Origin of the sequence: Candidatus Devosia phytovorans, from assembly GCA_029202405.1 — a bacterium.
In the GTDB taxonomy this organism is placed as follows: Bacteria; Pseudomonadota; Alphaproteobacteria; order Rhizobiales; family Devosiaceae; genus Devosia; species Devosia phytovorans.
In genome coordinates, this window is the sequence record CP119312.1 from 1,659,471 (window position 1) to 1,678,715 (window position 19,245).

Genomic DNA, 19,245 nt, shown 5'->3' on the forward strand with positions numbered 1-19,245 from the left:
CATTCTCGCCTATACAATCCGCCGCACGCTGATCCTGATTGCCTCGCTGTTCGCTGCAGCCGTGGTGCTCTTCGTGCTGCTGCGCCTGCTGCCGGGCGATCCGGCCAATGCGCTGCTGGGCGTCGGCGCCACCGAGCAGCAGATCGCTGCGGCGCGCGCGCAGGTTGGGTCTGACCAGCCGCTGATCACTCAATTTGCCGGCTTCATCGGCAATCTGGCGCGGCTTGATCTGGGCACCAGCTTCGTCAGCCGTGCTTCGGTGATCGAGGAAATCGGCAATCGCATGTCGGTGACCCTGCCGCTGACCGCCTTTGGCTTCATTCTCGCGCTGCTGCTGGCGATTCCGCTCGGCGTCATCGCGGCGGTACGCTCGGACAAATGGTATGGCGCGGCGATTTCGGTCGTCTCGCAGCTGGGCATCGCCATTCCGGTCTTCTGGGTCGGCATACTCCTCGTGACGCTCTTTTCCATCAACCTGCGCTGGCTGCCCTCGGGCGGTTTTCCGCTGCGAGGCTGGAGCAATTTCGGCGAGGCGCTGGTCGGCATGCTGCTGCCGGCACTGACCATTGGCCTGGTCATGGGCGCATCGCTCTTGCGCTACGTCCGCGCCGCGACGCTCGACGTCGTCAACAGCGACTTCATCCGTACCGCCCGGGCGTTGGGCGCCAGCTTTCCCGAGGCCTTCATCCGGCACGGATTGCGCAATGGCGCGGTGCCGGTGATTTCCATTCTCGGCATTGAGCTGGCGAGCACCTTTCTCGGCGCCGTGGTCATTGAGCGGGTGTTCAGCCTGCCGGGGCTCGGCTCCATGCTGCTGCTGGCCATCCAGCAGCGCGATTATCCCAATGTGCAGGGCGTGCTCTTCATTTCGACGCTGCTGGTGCTGTTGATCGGCTTTGCCGCCGACCTGGTGCAGCGCCTGATCGATCCGCGCTTGCGCGGCCGCGTGGGGGTGCGCGCATGAGTACCATTTCCGCAGCAGCGCCGCCGCGCCGCAAGTCGAAAAAGTCACTCACCCTGTGGGCGGGCGCCATTCTCGTCGGGCTGCATGTCCTCGTCGGCCTGCTCTCGCTGGTCTGGCTGCCCTATGATCCCAATGCGTTCACCGGCGGGCGCCTCGAAGGCGCGAGTCTGCTGCATTGGGTCGGCACCGACCGGCTTGGCCGTGATCTCTTTACCCAGCTGATGATCGGCAGCCGCATTGCGCTCATCGTCGGCATCGGCGCTGTCGCCATTGGTGCGGTGATCGGCGTGAGCTTGGGCATGCTGGCCGCCTTTGCCAGCAAATGGCTCGACGATGCCCTGGCCGCCACGCTCGATATTCTGATTGCCTTCCCGACGCTGCTGATCGCCATGCTGGTTGTTGCCATGAGCGATACCGCCAGCCTGTGGTCGGCAGTGGTAGCACTGGGCATTGCACTTTCGGCCATCGTCGCGCGCCTCACCCGCATTCTCGCCAAGCGCGTCCTGGTGATGGATTATATCACCGCCGCCCGCACCTCGGGCTCGTCCTGGCCCAAGATCGTCGCCATCCACATCCTGCCCAATATCTGGCCGACGCTGTCGGTCAATTTCGCGCTGCAGTTCGGCCTTGCGGTCATCGCCGAAGCCTCGCTCTCCTATCTCGGGCTCGGTGCGCCGCCGCCCAATGCCTCCTGGGGCCGCATGCTGCAGGAGGCGCAGGGCACGGTCTACACCGCCCCACTGGGTGCCATCGCCCCCGGCATCGCGCTGGTCTCCCTGGCCATTGGCGTCAACCTGCTGGCCGACGGGCTGCGCGAGCGGATCGATCCAACGAGGTCGGCCCGATGAGCGCCCTTATCGATGTTAAAGGCCTGACCGTCCATGCTGGCGATACAATACTGGTCTCGGACCTGTCCTTCAGTCTGTCCAAAGGCGAACGCCTTGGCCTGATTGGAGAATCCGGCTCGGGCAAGTCGCTGACTGCACTGGCCAGCACCGGCCTGCTGCCCACCGGTCTCAGCGCCGAAGGGTCTGTCACGCTGGCAGGCCAGGCCGTCATTGGCGCCAGCGACAGCGATCTCAACCGCCTGCGCGGTACCGCCGTGGCCATCGTCTTTCAGGAGCCGCTTACCGCCCTCGACCCGCTGATGCGCGTCGGCAAGCAGGTGGCGGAGCCGCTGGCGCGTCGGGCAAGACGCGACGGAGAGCCCTTGACTGGCGCCGCGCTGGACAAGGCCGTGCTTGCGCTGCTCGACGATGTCGCGCTGCCCGATCCGGCTCGGCTGTCCCGCGCCTATCCGCATGAACTATCCGGCGGGCAGCGCCAGCGTATCGCCATTGCCATGGCTCTCGCCTGCAAGCCGGACCTGCTCATTGCCGACGAACCGACCACGGCGCTGGACGTGACCACGCAGGCCGAAATCCTTGGCCTGCTGGATCGCCTCGTGCGCGAGCGCGATATGGCTTTGCTCTTTATCAGCCACGACCTGCCCGTTGTCGCCAATACGGTGCAGCGGGTGGTGGTGCTGCGTCAGGGCGTGGCGGTAGAGGCTGGACCCGTGGCGGACGTTTTCGCCAACCCGAAGCACGACTACACCAGAAGCCTGCTCGCTGCCGCGTTGCGGCTGGACACTGCGTTGGAGGGCACGTCATGAACCTGATCCGCGTCGACAATGTCAGCTTTGGCTATACATCCGGGCGCCGCATCCTCAATGGTGTTTCGCTCGACATCGCCCCCGGCGACACGATCGGCCTCGTCGGGGAATCCGGTTCCGGCAAGACGACGCTGCTGCGCCTGCTGCTGGGCCTCGCCAGGCCGGGCAGCGGCAGCATCCACTTTGATGGCAAGACGCTCGATCCCACCAACCGTGCCTTCATGCGCGACTTCCGCAAACAGGCGCAAGTGGTCTTCCAGGACCCCTATTCCTCGCTCGACCCGCGCCAGAACATCGGCGCCATCATTGCCGAGCCGCTGCGGTCGCTGAAGGTCGCGGGCGATCATCCCAGGATGATCGGCGATGCACTCGAAGCCGTTGGCCTGCCCCGTGACGTCGTCACCCGCTATCCGCATCAATTCTCCGGCGGCCAGCGCCAGCGCATTGCCATTGCCCGCGCCATCGTCGCCGGACCGCGCCTGCTGCTCGCCGACGAGGCGGTGAGCGCGCTCGATCTGACGACCCGCATCCGCATCGTCGACCTGCTGGCGCGGCTCAGCGAAAGCATGAGCCTGCTGTTCGTCTCCCATGACATCGGCGTCGTCGCCGCGCTGTGCAAACGCATCGTCATTCTCGAACAGGGTCGCATTGTGGAACAGGGCGAGACCCGTTCCGTGCTGGCCAATCCGCAGCATCCCTATACGCAGCGCCTGCTGGCCAGCGTGCCGCGCCTCTCGATCAAGGAAGAAACGCCATGAGCTATGAAACCGATTATGCCGACTGGCAGACCCGACGCCTCGCCGCGCTCAAGGCGCCCGATGGCTGGCTCAATATCGTCGCGCGCGACTGGCTGTCGGAAGGCACGGTGAAGGTCGGCAAGGCTGCGGACAATGATATCCTGCTCCCGACCGGTCCCGACCATGTCGGTACGATCACCCAGGATGCGACGGGCGGCGTGACCTATGCCCCGGCCGATGGTGGCACCCCGATCAAGCTCGAACTCTCCAAATACAAGCCGCCGCGCTTTACTGCCGAGAACCTGCTGCTCGAAGTCACGACGCTCAACGGCGAAAACGCCCTGCGTGTCCGCGACACGGCGTCGAAAGCCGCCGAGGATTTTGCCCCCATCGTTTCCTTCCCGCTCGATCCGAGCTGGCGCGTGGAGGCTGAATGGATCGCGCTGGAGGCTCCCAAAAGCCTCTCGATCACAACGTCAAAAGCCATTCCCACCGAAGTGGAGGCGACCCACAAGGCGGTCTTTACGCGCGATGGCGTGACCTATGAGCTGCTCGCCACCCATGGCACCAAAGAAAGCCCGCAGTTCGTCATCCGCGACCTGACGGCGAAGTCCGAAACCTATGGTGCCTGTCGTTTCGTTTTTGGCGAGGATGTCACCGACAGGTCCATCGTGCTCGACTTCAACAAGGCCATCAACCCGCCCTGCGCCTATACCGAGTTCGCCGTCTGCCCGCTGCCGCCGGCCGAGAATGTGCTGCCGATCCGCATCGAGGCCGGCGAGAAGAAGCCTGCCGGCTACTGAATTCTGTCCGTTCGGACCGCGCTAGGGCCTGCACTCCGTTGCAGGCCCTTTTGTTTCACGCCTGCCGGTAAAGCCGACCAGATTGGTAGACATAAATTCTCCGGCGGCGGCAAAGTTAAAAACGCTTTACCCTTCCAGCCTCTCCCCCACTCCCGCAGGTCCAACTAGGTTCATTTGATCGCTGCCTGGCAGTGACGAGACATGTCGCAGGAGTCTGACGCCGCAACCGGCTGAAACAGGAGACGCAGCTATGGTCACGTTCTTTGGGATCTTCTCACCAGAAGTCGTCAAGCATGCTGAGGCGAAAGAGGCGCCACGCAAAAGGGCATTTTTCGGTGGTTTGACCGAGCCCGACGACGCTCTGCCCCTGACCCGCGCCGAACAGGACGCCTGCTATCTCAATGGCAAGGCCTGGGAACCCGACCCGGTCGAGGAAGCTGCCCTCCGCCCCTTCTCGTCGGTCGCGCGCTACTACTTCTGAAGGCCGCGTGAGCCGAGCATAGTCTTGCAGTGACAAGCTGATAAGCTGGGGCCACAGCGATTCATTGTGCTCCCGAGGTCCCCATGCAGCCGTCCCGCGATATTGCCCGCCTGATCGAAATCATGGCGGCGCTGCGCAATCCCGATGGTGGCTGCCCCTGGGACCTTGAACAGGACTTTTCGACCATCCGCCACTACACGATCGAGGAGGCCTATGAGGTGGCCGATGCGATCGAGCGCGAGGATTTTTCCGATTTGCGCGAGGAGCTTGGCGATCTCTTGCTGCAGCCAATCTATCACGCGCAGATGGCCAGCGAGGCCGGGCACTTCGATATTGGCGATGTCGTGCAATCGATCACCGAAAAGCTGATCCGCCGGCATCCGCATGTGTTCGGCGATGTAGTGGCCGGCACCTCCGACGCCTCCGAGAAGCAATGGGAAGCCATCAAGGCCCAGGAACGCGCCGCCAAGGCCGCGCGCAAGGGCGACGAGACGCCATCCCTGCTCGATGACGTGCCCAATGTGCTGCCGGCGCTAGCCCGTGCCGGCAAGCTCACCAAGCGCGCCGCCAAGGTCGGGTTCGACTGGCCAGACTTTGCCTCGGTCAAGGCAAAGGTCGACGAGGAGCTCAATGAGGTCGTCGAGGCTCAGGCCTCTGGCGATGTGGCTGCAGTTCAGGAAGAGATCGGCGACCTGCTGTTTGCCGTGGCCAACCTTGCCCGCCACGCCGGTGTCGATGCCGAGGCGGCGCTGCGCGATGCCAATTACAAGTTCACCCGGCGGTTCCACCATGTCGAGGCGCGTTGCCGCGAGGATGGCATCGAGCCCAAGGCGGCCGGACTGGACCGGCTGGATGGCTACTGGAACGAGATCCGCGCCGCCGACAAGGCCTAAGCCTCTACAAGCTCGATCCGGCCATTGAAGCGTTCGAGGAAGGCGGTCTTGTGCCGCGGATCGACGCGGATGGTGAAACCGGAGCCCTGTTCGGTCGGCTCGTCGCGACCAACGATTTCGGCATGGCTATGCAGCCAGCCGATGTCGGCACCAGCAGAATGGGGCACGTGGACGTGGTAAGTCCGGCTCTTTTCGGCCAGGGCCGACTCGATGGCCAGTTTGAGCGCATCAAGCCCCTGCCCGGTCTTGGCCGAGGCATGAACGACGGCCGCGACCTTGCTGGCCGGAACGATGCCGACGAGGTCGGCCTCATTGACCAGATCCACCTTGTTCCAGACCTCGATGATCGGCGTGGTCTCCGGCAGGACGCCAAGTTCGCCGAGCACCTTCAAGACGTCGTGGGCCTGGGCCGGGTGATCTTCGTTAGCAATGTCGCGGGCGTGCAGGATCACATCGGCGTCGATGGTTTCCTCGAGCGTAGCGCGAAAGGCAGCGACCAGGTCGGTCGGCAGATCGGCGACAAAACCGACGGTGTCGGTGAGGATGACCTCGCGGCCATGTGGCAGGTCCAGCTTGCGCACGGTGGTGTCAAGCGTAGCAAACAGCAGGTCCTGGGCGAAGACCCCAGCCCCGGTCAGCGTGTTGAACAGGCTTGATTTGCCGGCGTTTGTATAGCCGACCAGGGCGATGATCGGCGTGCCGGAGCGTTGCTGGCGCTGCTGGGTGCGGACCTTCTTGACTTTATCGAGGCGATCTTCGAGCAGGACGATACGGTCCATGATCTGGCGACGATCGCTTTCGATCTGGGTTTCGCCGGGGCCGCCCATGAAGCCGCTGCCGCCGGAGCCGCGCTGGCGCTCAAGGTGGGTCCAGGAGCGGACAAGCCGGCCCTTCTGATAGTTGAGGTGGGCCAGTTCCACCTGCAGCGCGCCTTCGCGCGTGGCAGCGCGCTCGCCGAAAATCTCCAGAATCAGGGCGGTGCGGTCGAGCACCTTGGCGCCGGTCTCGGTTTCGAGATTGCGCTGCTGAATAGCGGTCAGCGACGCATCGACCAGCAACAAGTCGATTTCATCCTGCTTGACCCGGCCCGCCAGCATTTCGGTGTGGCCGCCACCGATGAAGGTGGCCGGCTTGACCTCGCGAACCTTGACGATTTCGGCGAAGACGACGTCAAGCCGGATCGCCTCGGCGAGGCCTTCGAATTCGGCCTGCCGCGCTTCGATGGAATGCTGGGACAGCTGGCCGCGCACATCGGGCACAACGACGCCGGCGCGTGTCGGCTTGGCACGGCGATCGATAAACGCCTTCGGGCCACCCTTGTGGATGGCCTCTTCATCATCAAAGTCTGTCATTGCAACTCGCTAAGCCGCCCCGAAGCGAGGCGACCCTGGGTTTCGTCGGTCCGCGCCACGGCGCGTCAGTCGTCGGTGTTCTGCTCGGGATCAAACAGCTGGATCGGCGCGCCCGGCATGATGGTCGAGATGGCGTGCTTGTACACGAGCTGGGATTGCGCATCGCGGCGCAGCAGCAGGCAGAAATTGTCGAACCAGGTGATCACACCCTGCAGCTTGACGCCGTTCACGAGAAATATCGTGACGGGCACCTTCTGCTTGCGGACGTGGTTGAGAAAGGAATCCTGGAGATTAGGTTGCTTTTCGCTGGGCATTCGGGCCTCTTTTCCGCGACATTGTCTGTCGCTGTTTTCAGTGAAAATTGCTGCCAATCGGGACCGTTACCGTGTCTGGTCCAGTCCAACATGACTGCAATTCACAGCTTCACTATGGCACAGAACATTTTTGCTGCCTACCGCAGCCATTGCATGGCGGGGCGGACAAATTGACAGGTCATGCCCGAGTGGTCGACGGGCAGTTACAATCCAAGTGATTTGATCTTGCGGTGCAACGCGCTGCGCTCCATGCCGACGAATTCCGCGGTCTTGGATATATTGCCGCCGAAGCGCTCGATCTGGGCCAGCAGATACTGGCGTTCGAAGACTTCGCGGGCGTCGCGCAGGGGCAGACTCATCAGATGTGCCGAGGCATCAGTGTCGCCAACGGTGGGCAGCACCTCGCCAATGTCGGACGGCAGCATGGCGGCGGTGATGACGCCGTCTTCGGGCTGCTGGTCCTTCATCAGGATGAGCAGGCGTTCGATGGAGTTACGCAACTGGCGGGCATTGCCCGGCCATTCCTGGGCCTGCAGCACCGCAATGGCGTCGTCGCCGACCGTCAGGCGCTGCAGATTGTGCATGCGAGCAACCTGTTCGATGAACACACCCACCAGTGGCGGTACGTCTTCTCGGCGTTCCTTGAGCGGGGTCAGCGGCAGCGGCACAATGGAGAGGCGATGGAAGAGGTCGGAGCGGAATTCACCGGCCTCGATCTGCGCCGCAACATTCTGCGAGCTGGAGGAAATGATGCGGACGTCGATCGGCACGGCCTGGGTGCCGCCGACGCGGTTGAAGCGGTTTTCCACGAGGGTGCGGAGCAGCGCGGCCTGGGTCTGGGCCGGTAGCGTCGTGACCTCCGAAAGATAGAGCGTGCCGCCATGGGCCTTTTCGAGGGCGCCGACTTCCACCTTGAGGATGCCGGTCTTTTCGCGCGTCTCGCGGCCGAACAGGACCACGGGCACTTCCTCGGGGGCGTAGAGCGAGGCGTTGATCTCCACAAAGGGCGATTCGGCGCGCGGGCTGCGTTGATGGACCAGGCGGGCCACCTGCCCCTTGCCAGCGCCCGAGGGGCCGGAAATGAAGATGCGCGAATTGGTGGGTGCGGATTTCTCGATGATGCCGCGCACCTGCTGCAGCGATGGCGAAGGACCAACCAGTTCGGCACTCTTGGATGCAGAGCGTTCCTTGAGTTCGGCCACTTCATTGCGCAGGCGCGTCGCTTCCATGGCGCGCTGGGTGATGTGGAGCAGCCGGTCAATCTTGAAGGGCTTTTCGATATAGTCATAGGCGCCGCGACGAATGGCCGAGACGGCCGTCTCGACATTGCCGTGGCCGGAGATCATCACCACCGGCATGTCCGGATGCTGGCTCTGGAACACGTCGAGCAGCTGAAGCCCATCGAGGCGCGAGCCCTGCATCCAGATATCGAGGAACACCAGGCTCGGTCGACGGCGCGCGATCTCGTTGAGGCCGCTGTCGGCGTCATGGGCCTGCCGCGCCTCAAAGCCCTCGTCTTCGAGAATGCCCGCGATCAGGTCGCGGATATCGTCTTCGTCGTCGATGATGAGAATGTCGAGTGCCATTACTTATGAACCGCGGCGCGAACCGGTGGTTCCTCCTGTTGGGCAGATGTCGGCTCCGCGGTAGCGGCGCCTACGGCCTCTGAAGTCTTGGTGGGCGATTGCAAAGGCAGTGTGAAGGTCACGCAGGCGCCGATGCGACCGTAAGGATCGGGTTCGGCATCGACGAGTTCGACGATGCCCCCATGCTGTTCGATGATTTTGGCGACGATGGCGAGGCCGAGGCCCGTGCCCTTTTCGCGGGTGGTCATATAGGGTTCCAGCAGGCGCTGGCGGTTGTCCTTGGGCCAGCCCTTGCCATTGTCGGAGATGGACACGCGGGCGTGGGTGCCCTCCAGCTGCGCCTCGACGATGATGGTTGGCTCGAAGCTTTCCGAGGACGTATCGACCTCTTCGAAGGCCTCCACGGCGTTCTTGATGAGGTTGGTCAGCGACTGGGCGATCAGGCGATTGTCGAACCAGGCATAGATTGCGTCTTCCGGCAACAGGGTGCGGATGGTGATTTCCGGCAGGCGGACGCTTTCGAGGAAAACGGCCTGGCGCACGGTGTCGCTGAGATCGGTCACCTCGGGCGCTGCCTCGGGCATGCGGGCAAAGGCAGAAAATTCATCGACCATGCGGCCGATATCGCCGACCTGGCGGACAATAGTGTTGATGCATTTGTCGAAGACCTCGCGATCGTCCTCCAGCTTGGAGCCATAACGGCGGCGCAGGCGCTCGGCAGAGAGCTGGATGGGGGTCAGCGGGTTCTTGATCTCATGGGCGATGCGGCGCGCCACGTCGGCCCAAGCGCTGGTGCGCTGGGCGGATTCGAGGTCGGTGATGTCGTCGAAGGTCAGCACATAGCCCTTGGATTCGGCGATGGTGCCTTCGCGGGTGAGCTGGACCTGATAGGTGCGGCGGTCGGTTTCATTGCCGAGCTGGATCTGGTCGCGCACCTGGCCGCGGCGCGCCGAGCGGGCGCGTTCGAGGATCGGTTCGAGCTGGGGCATGACCTTTTCCATGGGCTCGCCCATCAGGTCGATTTCCTGCCGATCCAGCATGTCGCAGGCGCGGGCATTGACCAGGTTGATGGCACCGAAGGCGTCGAGACCGATAATGCCCGCGGACACGCCCTCCACCACGGCTTCAGTGAACTGGCGACGCTTCTCATTCATTTCACTGGCGGTGACGAGTGCTTCACGCTGGTTCTTAAGTTGCGACGTCATGCGATTGAAACCGTTCGACAAATCGCGAAGATCGCCCCTGCCTTCCTGAACCGGCACCTGAACATCGAGATCGCCATTGCTGACGCGATTGGAAGCGACCATGAGGTTTCTGATCGGGTCGACGAAGCGGTTTGCCAGGGCAATGCCGACCCATAGCGCGGCGAGCAGCAGCACCACGGCCAGACCGACATAGAGGATGGTGAAGGTGATCTGGAACACCAGCCGGTTGGACGCATATTGGCGATATTCGGTGATGTTCTCGTCGGTAAGCTGCATGTATTCGAGAACTTCGGCCTCGACCGGGCGGGCGACGAAAAGGAAGGTATCCTCGTAGCCGCGCAGCTTGATGACCTGGCCGACTAGGTTGATGCGACCGGGGGCGATGGCCTCAGGAATGCCTTCCACCAGGTTCTGCGTCATGCCCTCGGGCAGTTGCGGATAGGCGCCCTGCACGGCAATCTGGGCTCGCATCAGGGTTTCGCCTGCGCCGTTGACCAAAGAGGTGAAGGGCAGCGAGCGGGTGACCGCCAGGGCCGTGAGGATGCGCTGGAAGCGCTCCTGATCTTCGTTGAAGACGCTATGGGCCTGCTCGAGCTCGGAGGCCACCCAGATGACGTCGTCGCGAATGACCTGCGCGTGCTCGATCAGATAGGAGCGTGCGACAAGACGCGAGCTTTCCACCATGGCGCGGGTGCGCTCGGAGAACCATTGGTCGAGGCCCTGGTTGAGCGCAATTGTGGCGACGATGGCGACCAGGGCGGCCGGCAGTGCTGCTACCAGGGCGAACATGGTGACCATGCGGATCTGCAAGCCCGCGCCCGGCTGACGCTGCATGCGCGCCTGAATCAGCAGGGCCGCCTCGGTGAGCACCAAGGCGATCACCAGCAGCACCAATATGCCGGTGACGATCCAGATCACCGTCCACATGGTGGTGGAGGGTTCGATATTGGTGGTGCGGGTGAGGATCAGGAAGGAGATCGACGACATCAACACCGAGGCAAAAACCACGATGAAGCCGAGGATGCGGAGCGGCCGGTTGGCCTGAGCCGAGGCGAGGAACCACGAGGCAGGGCTGGCCGCGCCGGGTCCGGCGCTCTGGTCGCGCCCTGCTTCTGTTGCCGTATTTTCGCTCATAGATGCCGAAAGGCACTCCGTCTCCGCCACGAAGGGCAGAGTCTGACCCAATTTGGCTGACCCTTCAAGACAAATGTTGCCAAAATGTGACACTGATTGCCGCCGCCTTCGGCGGGAAAACACGCCAGTGGCGTGTTTTCAGGCGATCAGGCCCGGAGAGCTACGCTCGCAGGGCGCGAAGACTCGGCAATTTCGATCCTTGCCTCGCACCTCAAACCTCTGTCGCGCCTTGCTGCAAGCCATCTGGACAAGTCCGGCACGCGCAGGCACATCACTGCGCCAACTCCATCAGAGTCTCCACCCGTGACCGCCCCAGTCCCCGCCCGCATCGAAACCGCCAGCCTTGCCGGGATGGCCATGGGGATCGGCGCCTATTCGCTGTTCAATCTGCATGACGCGATGGTCAAGGGCACATCACCGCCCTGCCCGCAGCGCAGATCCTGTTTGTGCGCGGCATCGTGGTCATCATCATGTGTCTCTTCATCGGGCGCATCGGGATTGTCCTTGAACTGTGGCGCTCAAAGAACCGCACGCTGATCCTGGGACGTGGCCTGATGACCTTGGCGGCATGGGTTATGTATTACACTGCCGGTCGCGAGTTGCAGCTGGCAGAGATGACCACGCTCTACTACGTCGCGCCGGTCATAACGACGGTGCTGGCCGTCATGTTTCTCAAGGAAACGCTGACGCTGGCGCGCGTTGGTGGAACGGCAATCGGCTTCTTCGGCGTCGTGATCGCTGCCAATCCGACGGGATTTTCCATCGGCTGGCCGGTGCTGATGGTGCTGGGCGCCGCGCTGTTCTGGGCCGTGGCGATGATCCTGATGCGGACGATCTCGAAGAGCGACCGGACAGTGGTGCAGGTCTTTGCGCAAAACCTCATTCATGTCGTGCTGATGGGTGCGGTCGCGCTGCCGTTCTGGCAGACCATGACGATTGAGCAAGTCGCGATCTGCGTCGGAGCCGGGCTGATCGGGGGCACGGCGCAATTCGTGCTCGTGGAGGCGGCGCGGGCCGTCCCGGCGAGCGTGCTGGGCACAGTCGAATATGCAGCTCTGATCTGGAGCTTCGTTTTCGGCTATCTGTTCTTCGGCGAGATGCCGGTGCTGACGGTCTATATCGGCGCGTTCTTCGTTGTCGCGGCAGGCCTGATGCTGGCCCTCAGCGAGCGGCGCAAGAGCCGGGTTGTCATCGACGCGCCGTGACACCGGCTTGGCCGGCGCTAGTTGCGCCGGCTGTGCTTGACGATCTCGATGCTGTGGGTGCGGATCTTCTTGCGCAGGGTATTGCGGTTGAGACCCAGCAGGTCCGCGGCCTTGATCTGGTTGCCGCCGCAGGCATTCAGCGCCATGGCGATCAGAGGCGCCTCCACCCGGTCGATGACGCGCTGATAGAGGCCCGCTGGCGGCAGGTTGGGCTCATATTCGCGCAGTACCTGCCCGACATGGGTTTCAACCGCCACAGAGACGTCAACGGGGCCGCCACCGGCCGTCGATGACGGGCGCTCGGCGATGTTGAGCTCGTTCTGGACGATCTCGGCCGAAATGCTTTCGTCGGCATAAAGGGCCGAGAGGCGACGCACGAGGTTTTCCAGCTCGCGCACATTGCCCGGCCAGGAATAGTTCTGCATCAGTCGGATGGCATCGGCCGAAATGGTCTTGATTGGCTCGCCTTCGCGCTGCGCTGCCTTGAGGAAATGGGCAGCCAGATCGCCGACGTCGTCGACGCGCTCGCGCAGGGGCGGCAGGCGGATCGGCACGACGTTGAGGCGGTAGTAAAGATCCTCGCGGAACAGGCCCTGACGGATCATCTGGCTGAGATCACGATGCGTTGCCGCAACGATGCGGACATTGGTCTTGATGGAGGTTCGACCGCCGACCATGGTGTATTCGCCTTCCTGCAGCACGCGCAGCAGGCGGGTCTGGGCATCCATCGGCATGTCGCCGATCTCGTCGAGGAAGAGCGTACCGCCTTCGGCCTGCTCGAAGCGACCCGAGGAGCGGGTGTTAGCGCCGGTGAAGGCCCCCTTCTCATGGCCAAAGAGCTCGGCCTCGATCAGATCGCGCGGGATAGCGGCCATGTTGATGGCGACGAAAGGCCCGTTGCGGCGCTTGCCGAAGTCGTGCAGGGCGCGGGCTACGAGCTCCTTGCCGGTACCGCTCTCGCCGGTGATCATCACCGTGAGGTCGGTCTGCATCAGACGCGCCAGGGCGCGGTAGATGTCCTGCATTGCCGTCGAACGACCCACCAGCGGCATGGTTTCGCCGGGCTCTTCGGCCTTGCGATCGCCGATCGTGGGTTTCTTGGCATCGGCCAGGGCGCGGGCCACGACGGACAGGACTTCGGTGATGTCGAAGGGCTTGGGCAGATATTCGTAGGCCCCGACTTCCGAGGCCCGGATGGCGGTCATGAACGTATTCTGGGCACTCATGACGATCATCGGCAGCTCGGGACGGAGCTTCTTGATCTTGGGCATAACCTCGAAGGCATTGCCATCGGGCATGGCCACGTCGGTGATCAGGATATCGCCTTCACCACGGCTGACCCAGTTCCACATAGTGGAGATATTGCCGGTGGGACGGACCTCGTAGCCGGCACGGGTCAAAGCCTGATTGAGCACCATGCGGATGGCTGCGTCATCATCGGCGAGCAGGACGACATGGCTCATTGCGCCACTTCCTCTTCAATTGGTGCCTGGAATGCCCCACTCGCGACGGGGAGAAGGATTCTGAAACGGGTGCGGCCGGGACGGCTGTCGCAGTCGATGACGCCGCCATGATCACCGACGATCTTGGCCACCAGCGCCAGACCGAGGCCCGAGCCATTGGTCTTGGTAGTCACGAAGGGATCAAAGAGGAATGGCAGCAGGTCATGCGGCACGCCGGGTCCATTGTCCTCGATGACGATTTCGAGCGGCAGCGAGATGCGTTCGGAGACGCCGGTCACAGAAATGCGGATGCCGGGGCGGAAGGCCGTGGTCAGCCGAATTTCCGGTTTCTGCGTCCGTTCAAGGGCTTCCGAGGCGTTTTTCACCAGGTTCAGGAAGACCTGGATCAGTTGATCGCGGTTACCGAAAACCGGGGGAAGCGACGGATCGTATTCTTCCGAAAAAGCAATGCCACGGGCGACCCCGTTGCGGGCCAGCAGCTTCACCCGGTCGAGCACGACGTGAATATTGATCGGCTCGCGCTCCATCGGCCGTTCGTCGCCGAAGACTTCAACGCGATCGATCAGATGGACGATGCGGTCAGTCTCCTCGCGGATCAGCCGGGCCAGCGGGATTTCATCGCTGCTGACGGTCTGTTCAAGGAGCTGGGCGGCCCCGCGTATGCCCGAGAGCGGGTTCTTGATCTCATGGGCCAGCATGGAAGCAAGGCCCGTCACCGAGCGGGCAGCGCCGCGCGACACCATCTGGCGATCGATCTTGTCGGCCATGGTGCGCTCCTGGATCAGCAGGGCAACGCGGCCGTCATTGTCGGACAGCGGGCTGGCGAAGACGTCGGCAATGCGTTCGTCGCCGAAGCGGGAGGAGCCGACGCGAACGCGGTATTCGGTCATCGGCGCACGGCGGGCGGCGACGGTTTCGACCAGTCCGATGATAGGCGAACCGAAGGCGATCAGGTCATCGAGGCGCTGGCGGGTCAGCACGCTGAGCGAAGCGCCGAAGAAGGCTTCGGCAGCATAATTGACGAAGGTGATCTGTCGATCTTCGCTGCAAACGATAATAGGCTGCGGCAGGGCCTGCAGCACTGCGGTGGACGGCACGGTTTCGATCATGGACGAGGGTGACGCAGCCTCAATCGCATTCATGCGGCCGCCCTTTGTTCGTTGGAGAAGATTTCACGGATCTGCACAAGGACCTGACTGGGCTCTTCGCAGTTGAGGAATTGCGTGCGCCGCGGCTTGTCGAGGTGGATGCCGGCGGCCTCGGTGTACCAGTCGAGATGCTTGCGGGCGGCGCGAAGGCCGACGGCGACACCATACTCGACGAGCATGTCTTCATAGTGTTCCGAGACGAGCGCGACGAGGTCATCGCCCTGCGGCGCCTCGGGAATTTCGGCATTGGCCAGCCCTGCACCTATCTGGGCCACGGTCCATGGCCTGCCCTGCGCGCCGCGACCGAGCATGACGGCGGCGGCACCGGACTGTTGCAGAGCCTCGCGGGCTGTTGCCAGATCGATGATGTCACCATTGACGACCACAGGCACATCCACGGCCTCGACGACGGCGCGAACGAGTTCCCAGCGGGCATTGCCCTTGTAGAATTGCTGACGAGTGCGGCCATGCACGGTGATCATTCTGGCGCCGGCGGCAACGGCACGGCGGGCGATCTCGGGGGCATTAAGGCTGTCGTCATCCCAGCCCAGACGCATTTTTACGGTTACTGGCAATGGGGTAGCACTGACGACGGCGTCGACGAGGCTGATCGCCTGGTCAGGCACGCGCATCAGGGCGGAGCCGGAAAAGCCATTGGTGACGCGCTTGGCGGGGCAGCCGAAGTTGATGTCGATGATGTCGGCGCCGGCGTCCAGCGCCATCCTGGCGCCACGATCCATCCACTCAGCCTCGCAACCGGCCAGTTGCACCATATGCGGCAGGCGACCGGGCTTGCCCAGCTTGCGGGCCATGTCCTGATTGCCGACGGCGAGGGCGTTGCTGGCGATCATTTCGGAGACGACCATGCCGGCACCGAAGCGCTCGGCCAGCTTGCGCATGGGGCGATCGGTGATTCCGGCCATCGGTGCCAGGAAAGCATTGTTGCCAACCTGATGGCTCCCGATGCTCAACTTAAAGGCACTGTCCGACACTAACTGCCCCAGAAATGGTCATTTCGAGAATAATGCCCGCACAATAGTCATATTGGAGTGCGGCGCAACACCTTAAATGACTAAGACTGTGGTGCGGCAGCCCTGCACTTGCCGCATGACATGGCGGAGGCTAGACCACGGCGAGATGACGGTATCAAGTCCAGGTAATACGGTTTCCATGCGTCAAAAGTCCATCGCCGTGATTGTTGTAGCAGCGGGAAAAGGGGAGCGCGCCGGCCGGGATGGGGTGGCCGATCCCAAGCAGTATCGCGCTGTTGGTGGGGTGCCGGTTCTGACGCGGACCATTCGGGCGTTCCTGGAATTGCCACAGGTCAGCTACGTCTTGCCGGTCATTCATGCCGAGCATGCAGAGCGGTTTGCGGGGCTGGAATTGAGTGATGACAGGCTGTTAGCGCCCATCATCGGGGCGGCGACACGGCAGGCTTCGGTGCTGGAAGGGCTCAAGGCGCTGGCGCCGAAGCGGCCGGATCTGGTGCTGATCCAGGATGCCGCGCGGCCGTTTGCGACGCCGCAACTTATCAGTGATGTCATTGCCGCGCTTGAACAATTCGACGGCGCCCTGCCCGCGTTGCCGGTGACCGACACGATCAAGCGGGCGCTGGATGGACGACAGGTGGCGACGACCGAGGATCGCAGCCAATTGTTCGCGGCGCAGACGCCGCAGGGCTTTCGCTTCGGCCAGATCTTCTCGGCGCATATGCGGGCCTCGACAGTGAGGAGAATTTTCACCGATGACTCCGAGATCGCAGAATGGGCTGGCCTCCGTGTCGGCATGGTCATGGGTGACCGGGACAATATCAAGATCACCCATCCCGAGGACTTTTCCCGCGCCGAGCGCATCTTAGCTGGAGACATTGCCATGGAAACCCGCGTCGGAACGGGCTTTGACGTGCATCCATTCGAGCCTGGCGATGGGGTCTGGCTCTGCGGTGTCAAAATCCCGCATGAAAAGAAATTACAGGGACACTCGGATGCCGACGTCGCATTGCACGCCCTGACTGACGCCATTCTGGGTGCAATCGGCGAAGGCGACATCGGAATCCACTTCCCGCCATCGGATATGCAGTGGCGCGGCGCGGCCTCGGTGGTCTTCCTCAAGCATGCTGGACGACTTCTTGCCGAACGCGGGGGAAGAGTCGTCAATCTTGACGTGACAATCGTCGCCGAAGCGCCGAGGATCGCAAGTCATGTTCCGGCGATGCGGGAGGTCATCGGAACAGCCTTGGGAATCGCAACATCGAGAATTGCGATCAAGGCAACGACGAGCGAACAGCTCGGCTTTGTTGGCCGGGAGGAAGGCATCGTGGCCATGGCCAGTGCCAGCGTGGAAGTGCCAAGGGAGGATTGATGGCAACAACGGCAAAGTCTGAGCCCGGAGCGGGCAAGCAGATCATCGACATATTGACCGAGCGGCAACAGACCATCGTGACGGCCGAGAGCTGCACCGGTGGCATGATCGCCTCGACCCTGACCGACATCCCCGGCGCCTCGGCAGCGCTCTATGGCGGCTTCGTCACCTATTCCAACGAAGCCAAGTCGCGCATGATCCATGTGCAGGCACGACTGATCCGCGATTATGGCGCGGTGAGCAACCAGGTGGCGCGGGCGATGGCCGATGGCGCCCGCAATACGGCTCATGCCGACTATGCCGTGGCGGTCACCGGGATTGCCGGTCCGGATGGCGGCAGCGAGAAGAAGCCGGTGGGCCTGGTCTATGTGGCAGTGTCGTCAGAACTGGCGACGGTGGTCATCGAGCATCGTTTCGGTGACCTGGGTCGCGAAGAAATCCGCAAGGCAAGCACGGCAGCGGCGCTGGACCTGGTGCTGCAGGTGCTGAGCGGGGTTGAAGAGTAGGCCTACTCCCCGAACCGCCGGTCGGCTTCTTCGGCGAAGGCGCGCATGATCTCTTCCTGCTTGGCCGCGAAAGCCGGTTCGGCGACGGCGGCGATGAAGGGGTTGGAGATCTTGAAGTCGATCTCGAAGCGGACGCGGGTGCCCTGCCCTTCGGCTTCGAAACTCCAGACAGAGTCGAGATAGGCGAAGGGACCGTCGACGGCCTTGGCGCGGATGGTGCGGGCCTCGGGATCAAGCGTGACGCGGCTGGTATAAGCCTGGGTGATCGGGCCGAAGAATAGCGTCATCTTCGCCAGGCGCACGTCGGCATCGCCGGCGGCGGGGTCCTTGCGGACGTCCATCGCCTTGCAGTTGGGGATGAATCGCGGATAATCGGCGAGATCGGCGACGATCTCGAACATGCGATCGGGCAGATGCGGCACGTGCCGCTCGAAGAAACGCTTCATCAGTGACCCATCTTGGCCATGCGGGCGGCCTTGAGGCGAGCGAAGTCTTCGCCGGCATGGTGCGACGAGCGGGTCAGCGGGCTGGAGGAGACCAGACCAAAACCCTTGGCCGTGGCGACCGTGGCATAGGATTTGAACTCATCCGGCGTCACGAAACGCTGCAGCGGATAGTGCTTCTTGGTCGGCTGGAGATACTGGCCGATGGTGAGGAAATCGACGTCGGCGGAACGCAGGTCGTCCATCAGCTGGAGCACTTCGTTGCGCTCTTCGCCGAGGCCAACCATGATGCCCGACTTGGTGAACATGGTGGGGTCCAGCTCCTTGACCTTCTGGAGCAGGCGGATGGAGTGAAAGTAGCGGGCGCCGGGACGAACTTTCAAATATTTCGACGGCACGGTTTCGAGATTGTGGTTGAAGACGTCGGGCCTGGCGGCCACGACGATCTCGAGAGCGCCTTCCTTGCGCAGGAAGTCCGGCGTCAGGATTTCAATGGTGGTTTTTGGCGTCGCGGCGCGAATAGCCAGGATCACGTCGGCAAAGTGCTGTGCGCCGCCATCGGCCAGATCGTCGCGGTCAACGGAGGTGATGACGACATGCTCGAGGCCAAGCTTGGCCACGGCCTTGGCAACGTTTTCAGGCTCATTGGGATCGAGCGGTCCCGGGAGACCGGTGCGCACATTGCAGAAGGCGCAGGCGCGGGTGCAGATCTCGCCCATGATCATCATGGTGGCGTGTTTCTTGGACCAGCATTCGCCGATATTGGGGCAGCCGGCTTCCTCGCAGACGGTGACGAGATTGTTCTCGCGCACGATCTGCTGGGTTTCCTTGTAGATGGGCGAACCCGGCGCCTTGACGCGGATCCAGTCCGGCTTGCGCAGCACCACGCTATCGGGCCGATTGGCCTTTTCGGGGTGGCGCGGCTTCAGCGCGGAATTATCAATGAGCGTAACCAATTTTGGTCCTGACTGGGCAGTGTGCCCGATATATCGCCCC

19 protein-coding genes are annotated in these 19,245 nt (G+C 62.9%); 10 read left to right on the forward strand and 9 right to left on the reverse strand.

Annotated features, from left to right (window positions below):
• Window positions 1–16: 16 nt before the first annotated feature.
• From P0Y65_08255 to mazG, 7 genes are all read left to right on the forward strand, one after another.
• Window positions 17–964, forward strand: a complete 948-nt coding sequence (locus tag P0Y65_08255; protein ID WEK06762.1) for an ABC transporter permease — start codon at window positions 17–19, stop codon at window positions 962–964.
• Window positions 961–1,812 (forward strand): ABC transporter permease, encoded by an 852-nt coding sequence (locus P0Y65_08260; protein ID WEK06225.1) that lies wholly within the window; start codon window positions 961–963, stop codon window positions 1,810–1,812. The genes P0Y65_08255 and P0Y65_08260 overlap by 4 nt, the downstream gene beginning before the upstream one ends.
• Entirely contained in the window at window positions 1,809–2,618 is an 810-nt protein-coding gene (locus P0Y65_08265) for an ABC transporter ATP-binding protein (GenBank protein ID WEK06226.1), read from the forward strand. Before P0Y65_08260 ends, P0Y65_08265 begins: the two co-directional genes overlap by 4 nt.
• Window positions 2,615–3,376 (forward strand): ATP-binding cassette domain-containing protein, encoded by a 762-nt coding sequence (locus P0Y65_08270; protein WEK06227.1) that lies wholly within the window; start codon window positions 2,615–2,617, stop codon window positions 3,374–3,376. Before P0Y65_08265 ends, P0Y65_08270 begins: the two co-directional genes overlap by 4 nt.
• Window positions 3,373–4,158, forward strand: coding sequence for a DUF1684 domain-containing protein (locus P0Y65_08275; protein ID WEK06228.1), 786 nt, complete (start codon window positions 3,373–3,375; stop codon window positions 4,156–4,158). Before P0Y65_08270 ends, P0Y65_08275 begins: the two co-directional genes overlap by 4 nt.
• Window positions 4,159–4,408: 250 nt before the next feature.
• Window positions 4,409–4,639, forward strand: a complete 231-nt coding sequence (locus P0Y65_08280; GenBank protein WEK06229.1) for a hypothetical protein — start codon at window positions 4,409–4,411, stop codon at window positions 4,637–4,639.
• Window positions 4,640–4,722: 83 nt separating this feature from the next.
• A complete protein-coding gene (gene mazG, locus P0Y65_08285; protein WEK06230.1) occupies window positions 4,723–5,532 on the forward strand; it encodes a nucleoside triphosphate pyrophosphohydrolase in 810 nt (269 codons plus the stop codon).
• Here mazG and hflX read toward each other — a convergent pair.
• The 4 genes from hflX to P0Y65_08305 form a co-directional block, all read right to left on the reverse strand.
• The gene (gene hflX / locus P0Y65_08290) at window positions 5,529–6,884 is read right to left on the reverse strand and encodes a GTPase HflX (protein ID WEK06231.1); all 1,356 of its coding nucleotides are present in this window, start codon (window positions 6,882–6,884) and stop codon (window positions 5,529–5,531) included. The two genes, mazG and hflX, sit on opposite strands and share 4 nt — an antisense overlap.
• Before the next feature lie 65 nt (window positions 6,885–6,949).
• On the reverse strand, window positions 6,950–7,198 hold the full coding sequence (hfq, locus tag P0Y65_08295) for an RNA chaperone Hfq (protein WEK06232.1): 249 nt from the start codon (window positions 7,196–7,198) through the stop codon (window positions 6,950–6,952).
• A 203-nt stretch (window positions 7,199–7,401) separates the two neighbouring features.
• Window positions 7,402–8,784 (reverse strand): sigma-54 dependent transcriptional regulator, encoded by a 1,383-nt coding sequence (locus P0Y65_08300; protein WEK06233.1) that lies wholly within the window; start codon window positions 8,782–8,784, stop codon window positions 7,402–7,404.
• Window positions 8,784–11,123 (reverse strand): PAS domain-containing sensor histidine kinase, encoded by a 2,340-nt coding sequence (locus P0Y65_08305; protein ID WEK06234.1) that lies wholly within the window; start codon window positions 11,121–11,123, stop codon window positions 8,784–8,786. Before P0Y65_08305 ends, P0Y65_08300 begins: the two co-directional genes overlap by 1 nt.
• A 422-nt stretch (window positions 11,124–11,545) precedes the next feature.
• On the opposite strand from P0Y65_08305, the gene P0Y65_08310 reads away from it, so the two are divergent.
• Entirely contained in the window at window positions 11,546–12,328 is a 783-nt protein-coding gene (locus P0Y65_08310; protein WEK06763.1) for a DMT family transporter, read from the forward strand.
• Window positions 12,329–12,345: 17 nt separating this feature from the next.
• Here P0Y65_08310 and ntrC read toward each other — a convergent pair whose 3' ends face one another.
• Genes ntrC through dusB form a run of 3 tightly spaced genes read right to left on the reverse strand, consistent with a single transcriptional unit; the run spans window position 12,346 to window position 15,910 of the window.
• Window positions 12,346–13,791 (reverse strand): nitrogen regulation protein NR(I), encoded by a 1,446-nt coding sequence (gene ntrC, locus P0Y65_08315; protein ID WEK06235.1) that lies wholly within the window; start codon window positions 13,789–13,791, stop codon window positions 12,346–12,348.
• Window positions 13,788–14,933 carry an ATP-binding protein gene (locus P0Y65_08320; protein ID WEK06236.1) on the reverse strand — a complete coding sequence of 382 codons (1,146 nt, stop codon included), beginning with the start codon at window positions 14,931–14,933 and terminating at the stop codon, window positions 13,788–13,790. The genes ntrC and P0Y65_08320 overlap by 4 nt, the downstream gene beginning before the upstream one ends.
• Window positions 14,930–15,910: a tRNA dihydrouridine synthase DusB gene (gene dusB, locus P0Y65_08325; protein WEK06237.1), complete on the reverse strand. Its 981-nt coding sequence runs from the start codon at window positions 15,908–15,910 to the stop codon at window positions 14,930–14,932. Before dusB ends, P0Y65_08320 begins: the two co-directional genes overlap by 4 nt.
• A 166-nt stretch (window positions 15,911–16,076) precedes the next feature.
• Here dusB and P0Y65_08330 point away from each other — a divergent pair, with 166 nt between their 5' ends.
• Window positions 16,077–17,300 carry a bifunctional 2-C-methyl-D-erythritol 4-phosphate cytidylyltransferase/2-C-methyl-D-erythritol 2,4-cyclodiphosphate synthase gene (locus P0Y65_08330; protein WEK06764.1) on the forward strand — a complete coding sequence of 408 codons (1,224 nt, stop codon included), beginning with the start codon at window positions 16,077–16,079 and terminating at the stop codon, window positions 17,298–17,300.
• Complete coding sequence (locus P0Y65_08335) at window positions 17,300–17,806, forward strand: CinA family protein (protein ID WEK06238.1); 507 nt, start codon at window positions 17,300–17,302, stop codon at window positions 17,804–17,806. The genes P0Y65_08330 and P0Y65_08335 overlap by 1 nt, the downstream gene beginning before the upstream one ends.
• A gap of 2 nt (window positions 17,807–17,808) precedes the next feature.
• Here P0Y65_08335 and P0Y65_08340 read toward each other — a convergent pair whose 3' ends face one another.
• A complete protein-coding gene (locus P0Y65_08340) occupies window positions 17,809–18,252 on the reverse strand; it encodes a type II toxin-antitoxin system RatA family toxin (protein ID WEK06239.1) in 444 nt (147 codons plus the stop codon).
• Entirely contained in the window at window positions 18,252–19,235 is a 984-nt protein-coding gene (gene lipA / locus P0Y65_08345) for a lipoyl synthase (protein ID WEK06765.1), read from the reverse strand. Before lipA ends, P0Y65_08340 begins: the two co-directional genes overlap by 1 nt.
• Window positions 19,236–19,245: the final 10 nt, after the last annotated feature.

What these genes read in the sequence shown, in the direction of transcription:
- P0Y65_08260 (WEK06225.1), top strand. Translation starts at nt 961, where the DNA reads ATGAGTACCATTTCCGCAGCAGCGCCGCCGCGCCGCAAGTCGAAAAAG.
- P0Y65_08265 (WEK06226.1), top strand. Translation starts at nt 1,809, where the DNA reads ATGAGCGCCCTTATCGATGTTAAAGGCCTGACCGTCCATGCTGGCGAT.
- P0Y65_08270 (WEK06227.1), top strand. Translation starts at nt 2,615, where the DNA reads ATGAACCTGATCCGCGTCGACAATGTCAGCTTTGGCTATACATCCGGG.
- P0Y65_08275 (WEK06228.1), top strand. Translation starts at nt 3,373, where the DNA reads ATGAGCTATGAAACCGATTATGCCGACTGGCAGACCCGACGCCTCGCC.
- P0Y65_08280 (WEK06229.1), top strand. Translation starts at nt 4,409, where the DNA reads ATGGTCACGTTCTTTGGGATCTTCTCACCAGAAGTCGTCAAGCATGCT.
- mazG (WEK06230.1), top strand. Translation starts at nt 4,723, where the DNA reads ATGCAGCCGTCCCGCGATATTGCCCGCCTGATCGAAATCATGGCGGCG.
- hflX (WEK06231.1), bottom strand. Translation starts at nt 6,884, where the DNA reads ATGACAGACTTTGATGATGAAGAGGCCATCCACAAGGGTGGCCCGAAG.
- hfq (WEK06232.1), bottom strand. Translation starts at nt 7,198, where the DNA reads ATGCCCAGCGAAAAGCAACCTAATCTCCAGGATTCCTTTCTCAACCAC.
- P0Y65_08300 (WEK06233.1), bottom strand. Translation starts at nt 8,784, where the DNA reads ATGGCACTCGACATTCTCATCATCGACGACGAAGACGATATCCGCGAC.
- P0Y65_08305 (WEK06234.1), bottom strand. Translation starts at nt 11,123, where the DNA reads ATGAGCGAAAATACGGCAACAGAAGCAGGGCGCGACCAGAGCGCCGGA.
- ntrC (WEK06235.1), bottom strand. Translation starts at nt 13,791, where the DNA reads ATGAGCCATGTCGTCCTGCTCGCCGATGATGACGCAGCCATCCGCATG.
- P0Y65_08320 (WEK06236.1), bottom strand. Translation starts at nt 14,933, where the DNA reads ATGAATGCGATTGAGGCTGCGTCACCCTCGTCCATGATCGAAACCGTG.
- P0Y65_08330 (WEK06764.1), top strand. Translation starts at nt 16,077, where the DNA reads ATGACGGTATCAAGTCCAGGTAATACGGTTTCCATGCGTCAAAAGTCC.
- P0Y65_08335 (WEK06238.1), top strand. Translation starts at nt 17,300, where the DNA reads ATGGCAACAACGGCAAAGTCTGAGCCCGGAGCGGGCAAGCAGATCATC.
- P0Y65_08340 (WEK06239.1), bottom strand. Translation starts at nt 18,252, where the DNA reads ATGAAGCGTTTCTTCGAGCGGCACGTGCCGCATCTGCCCGATCGCATG.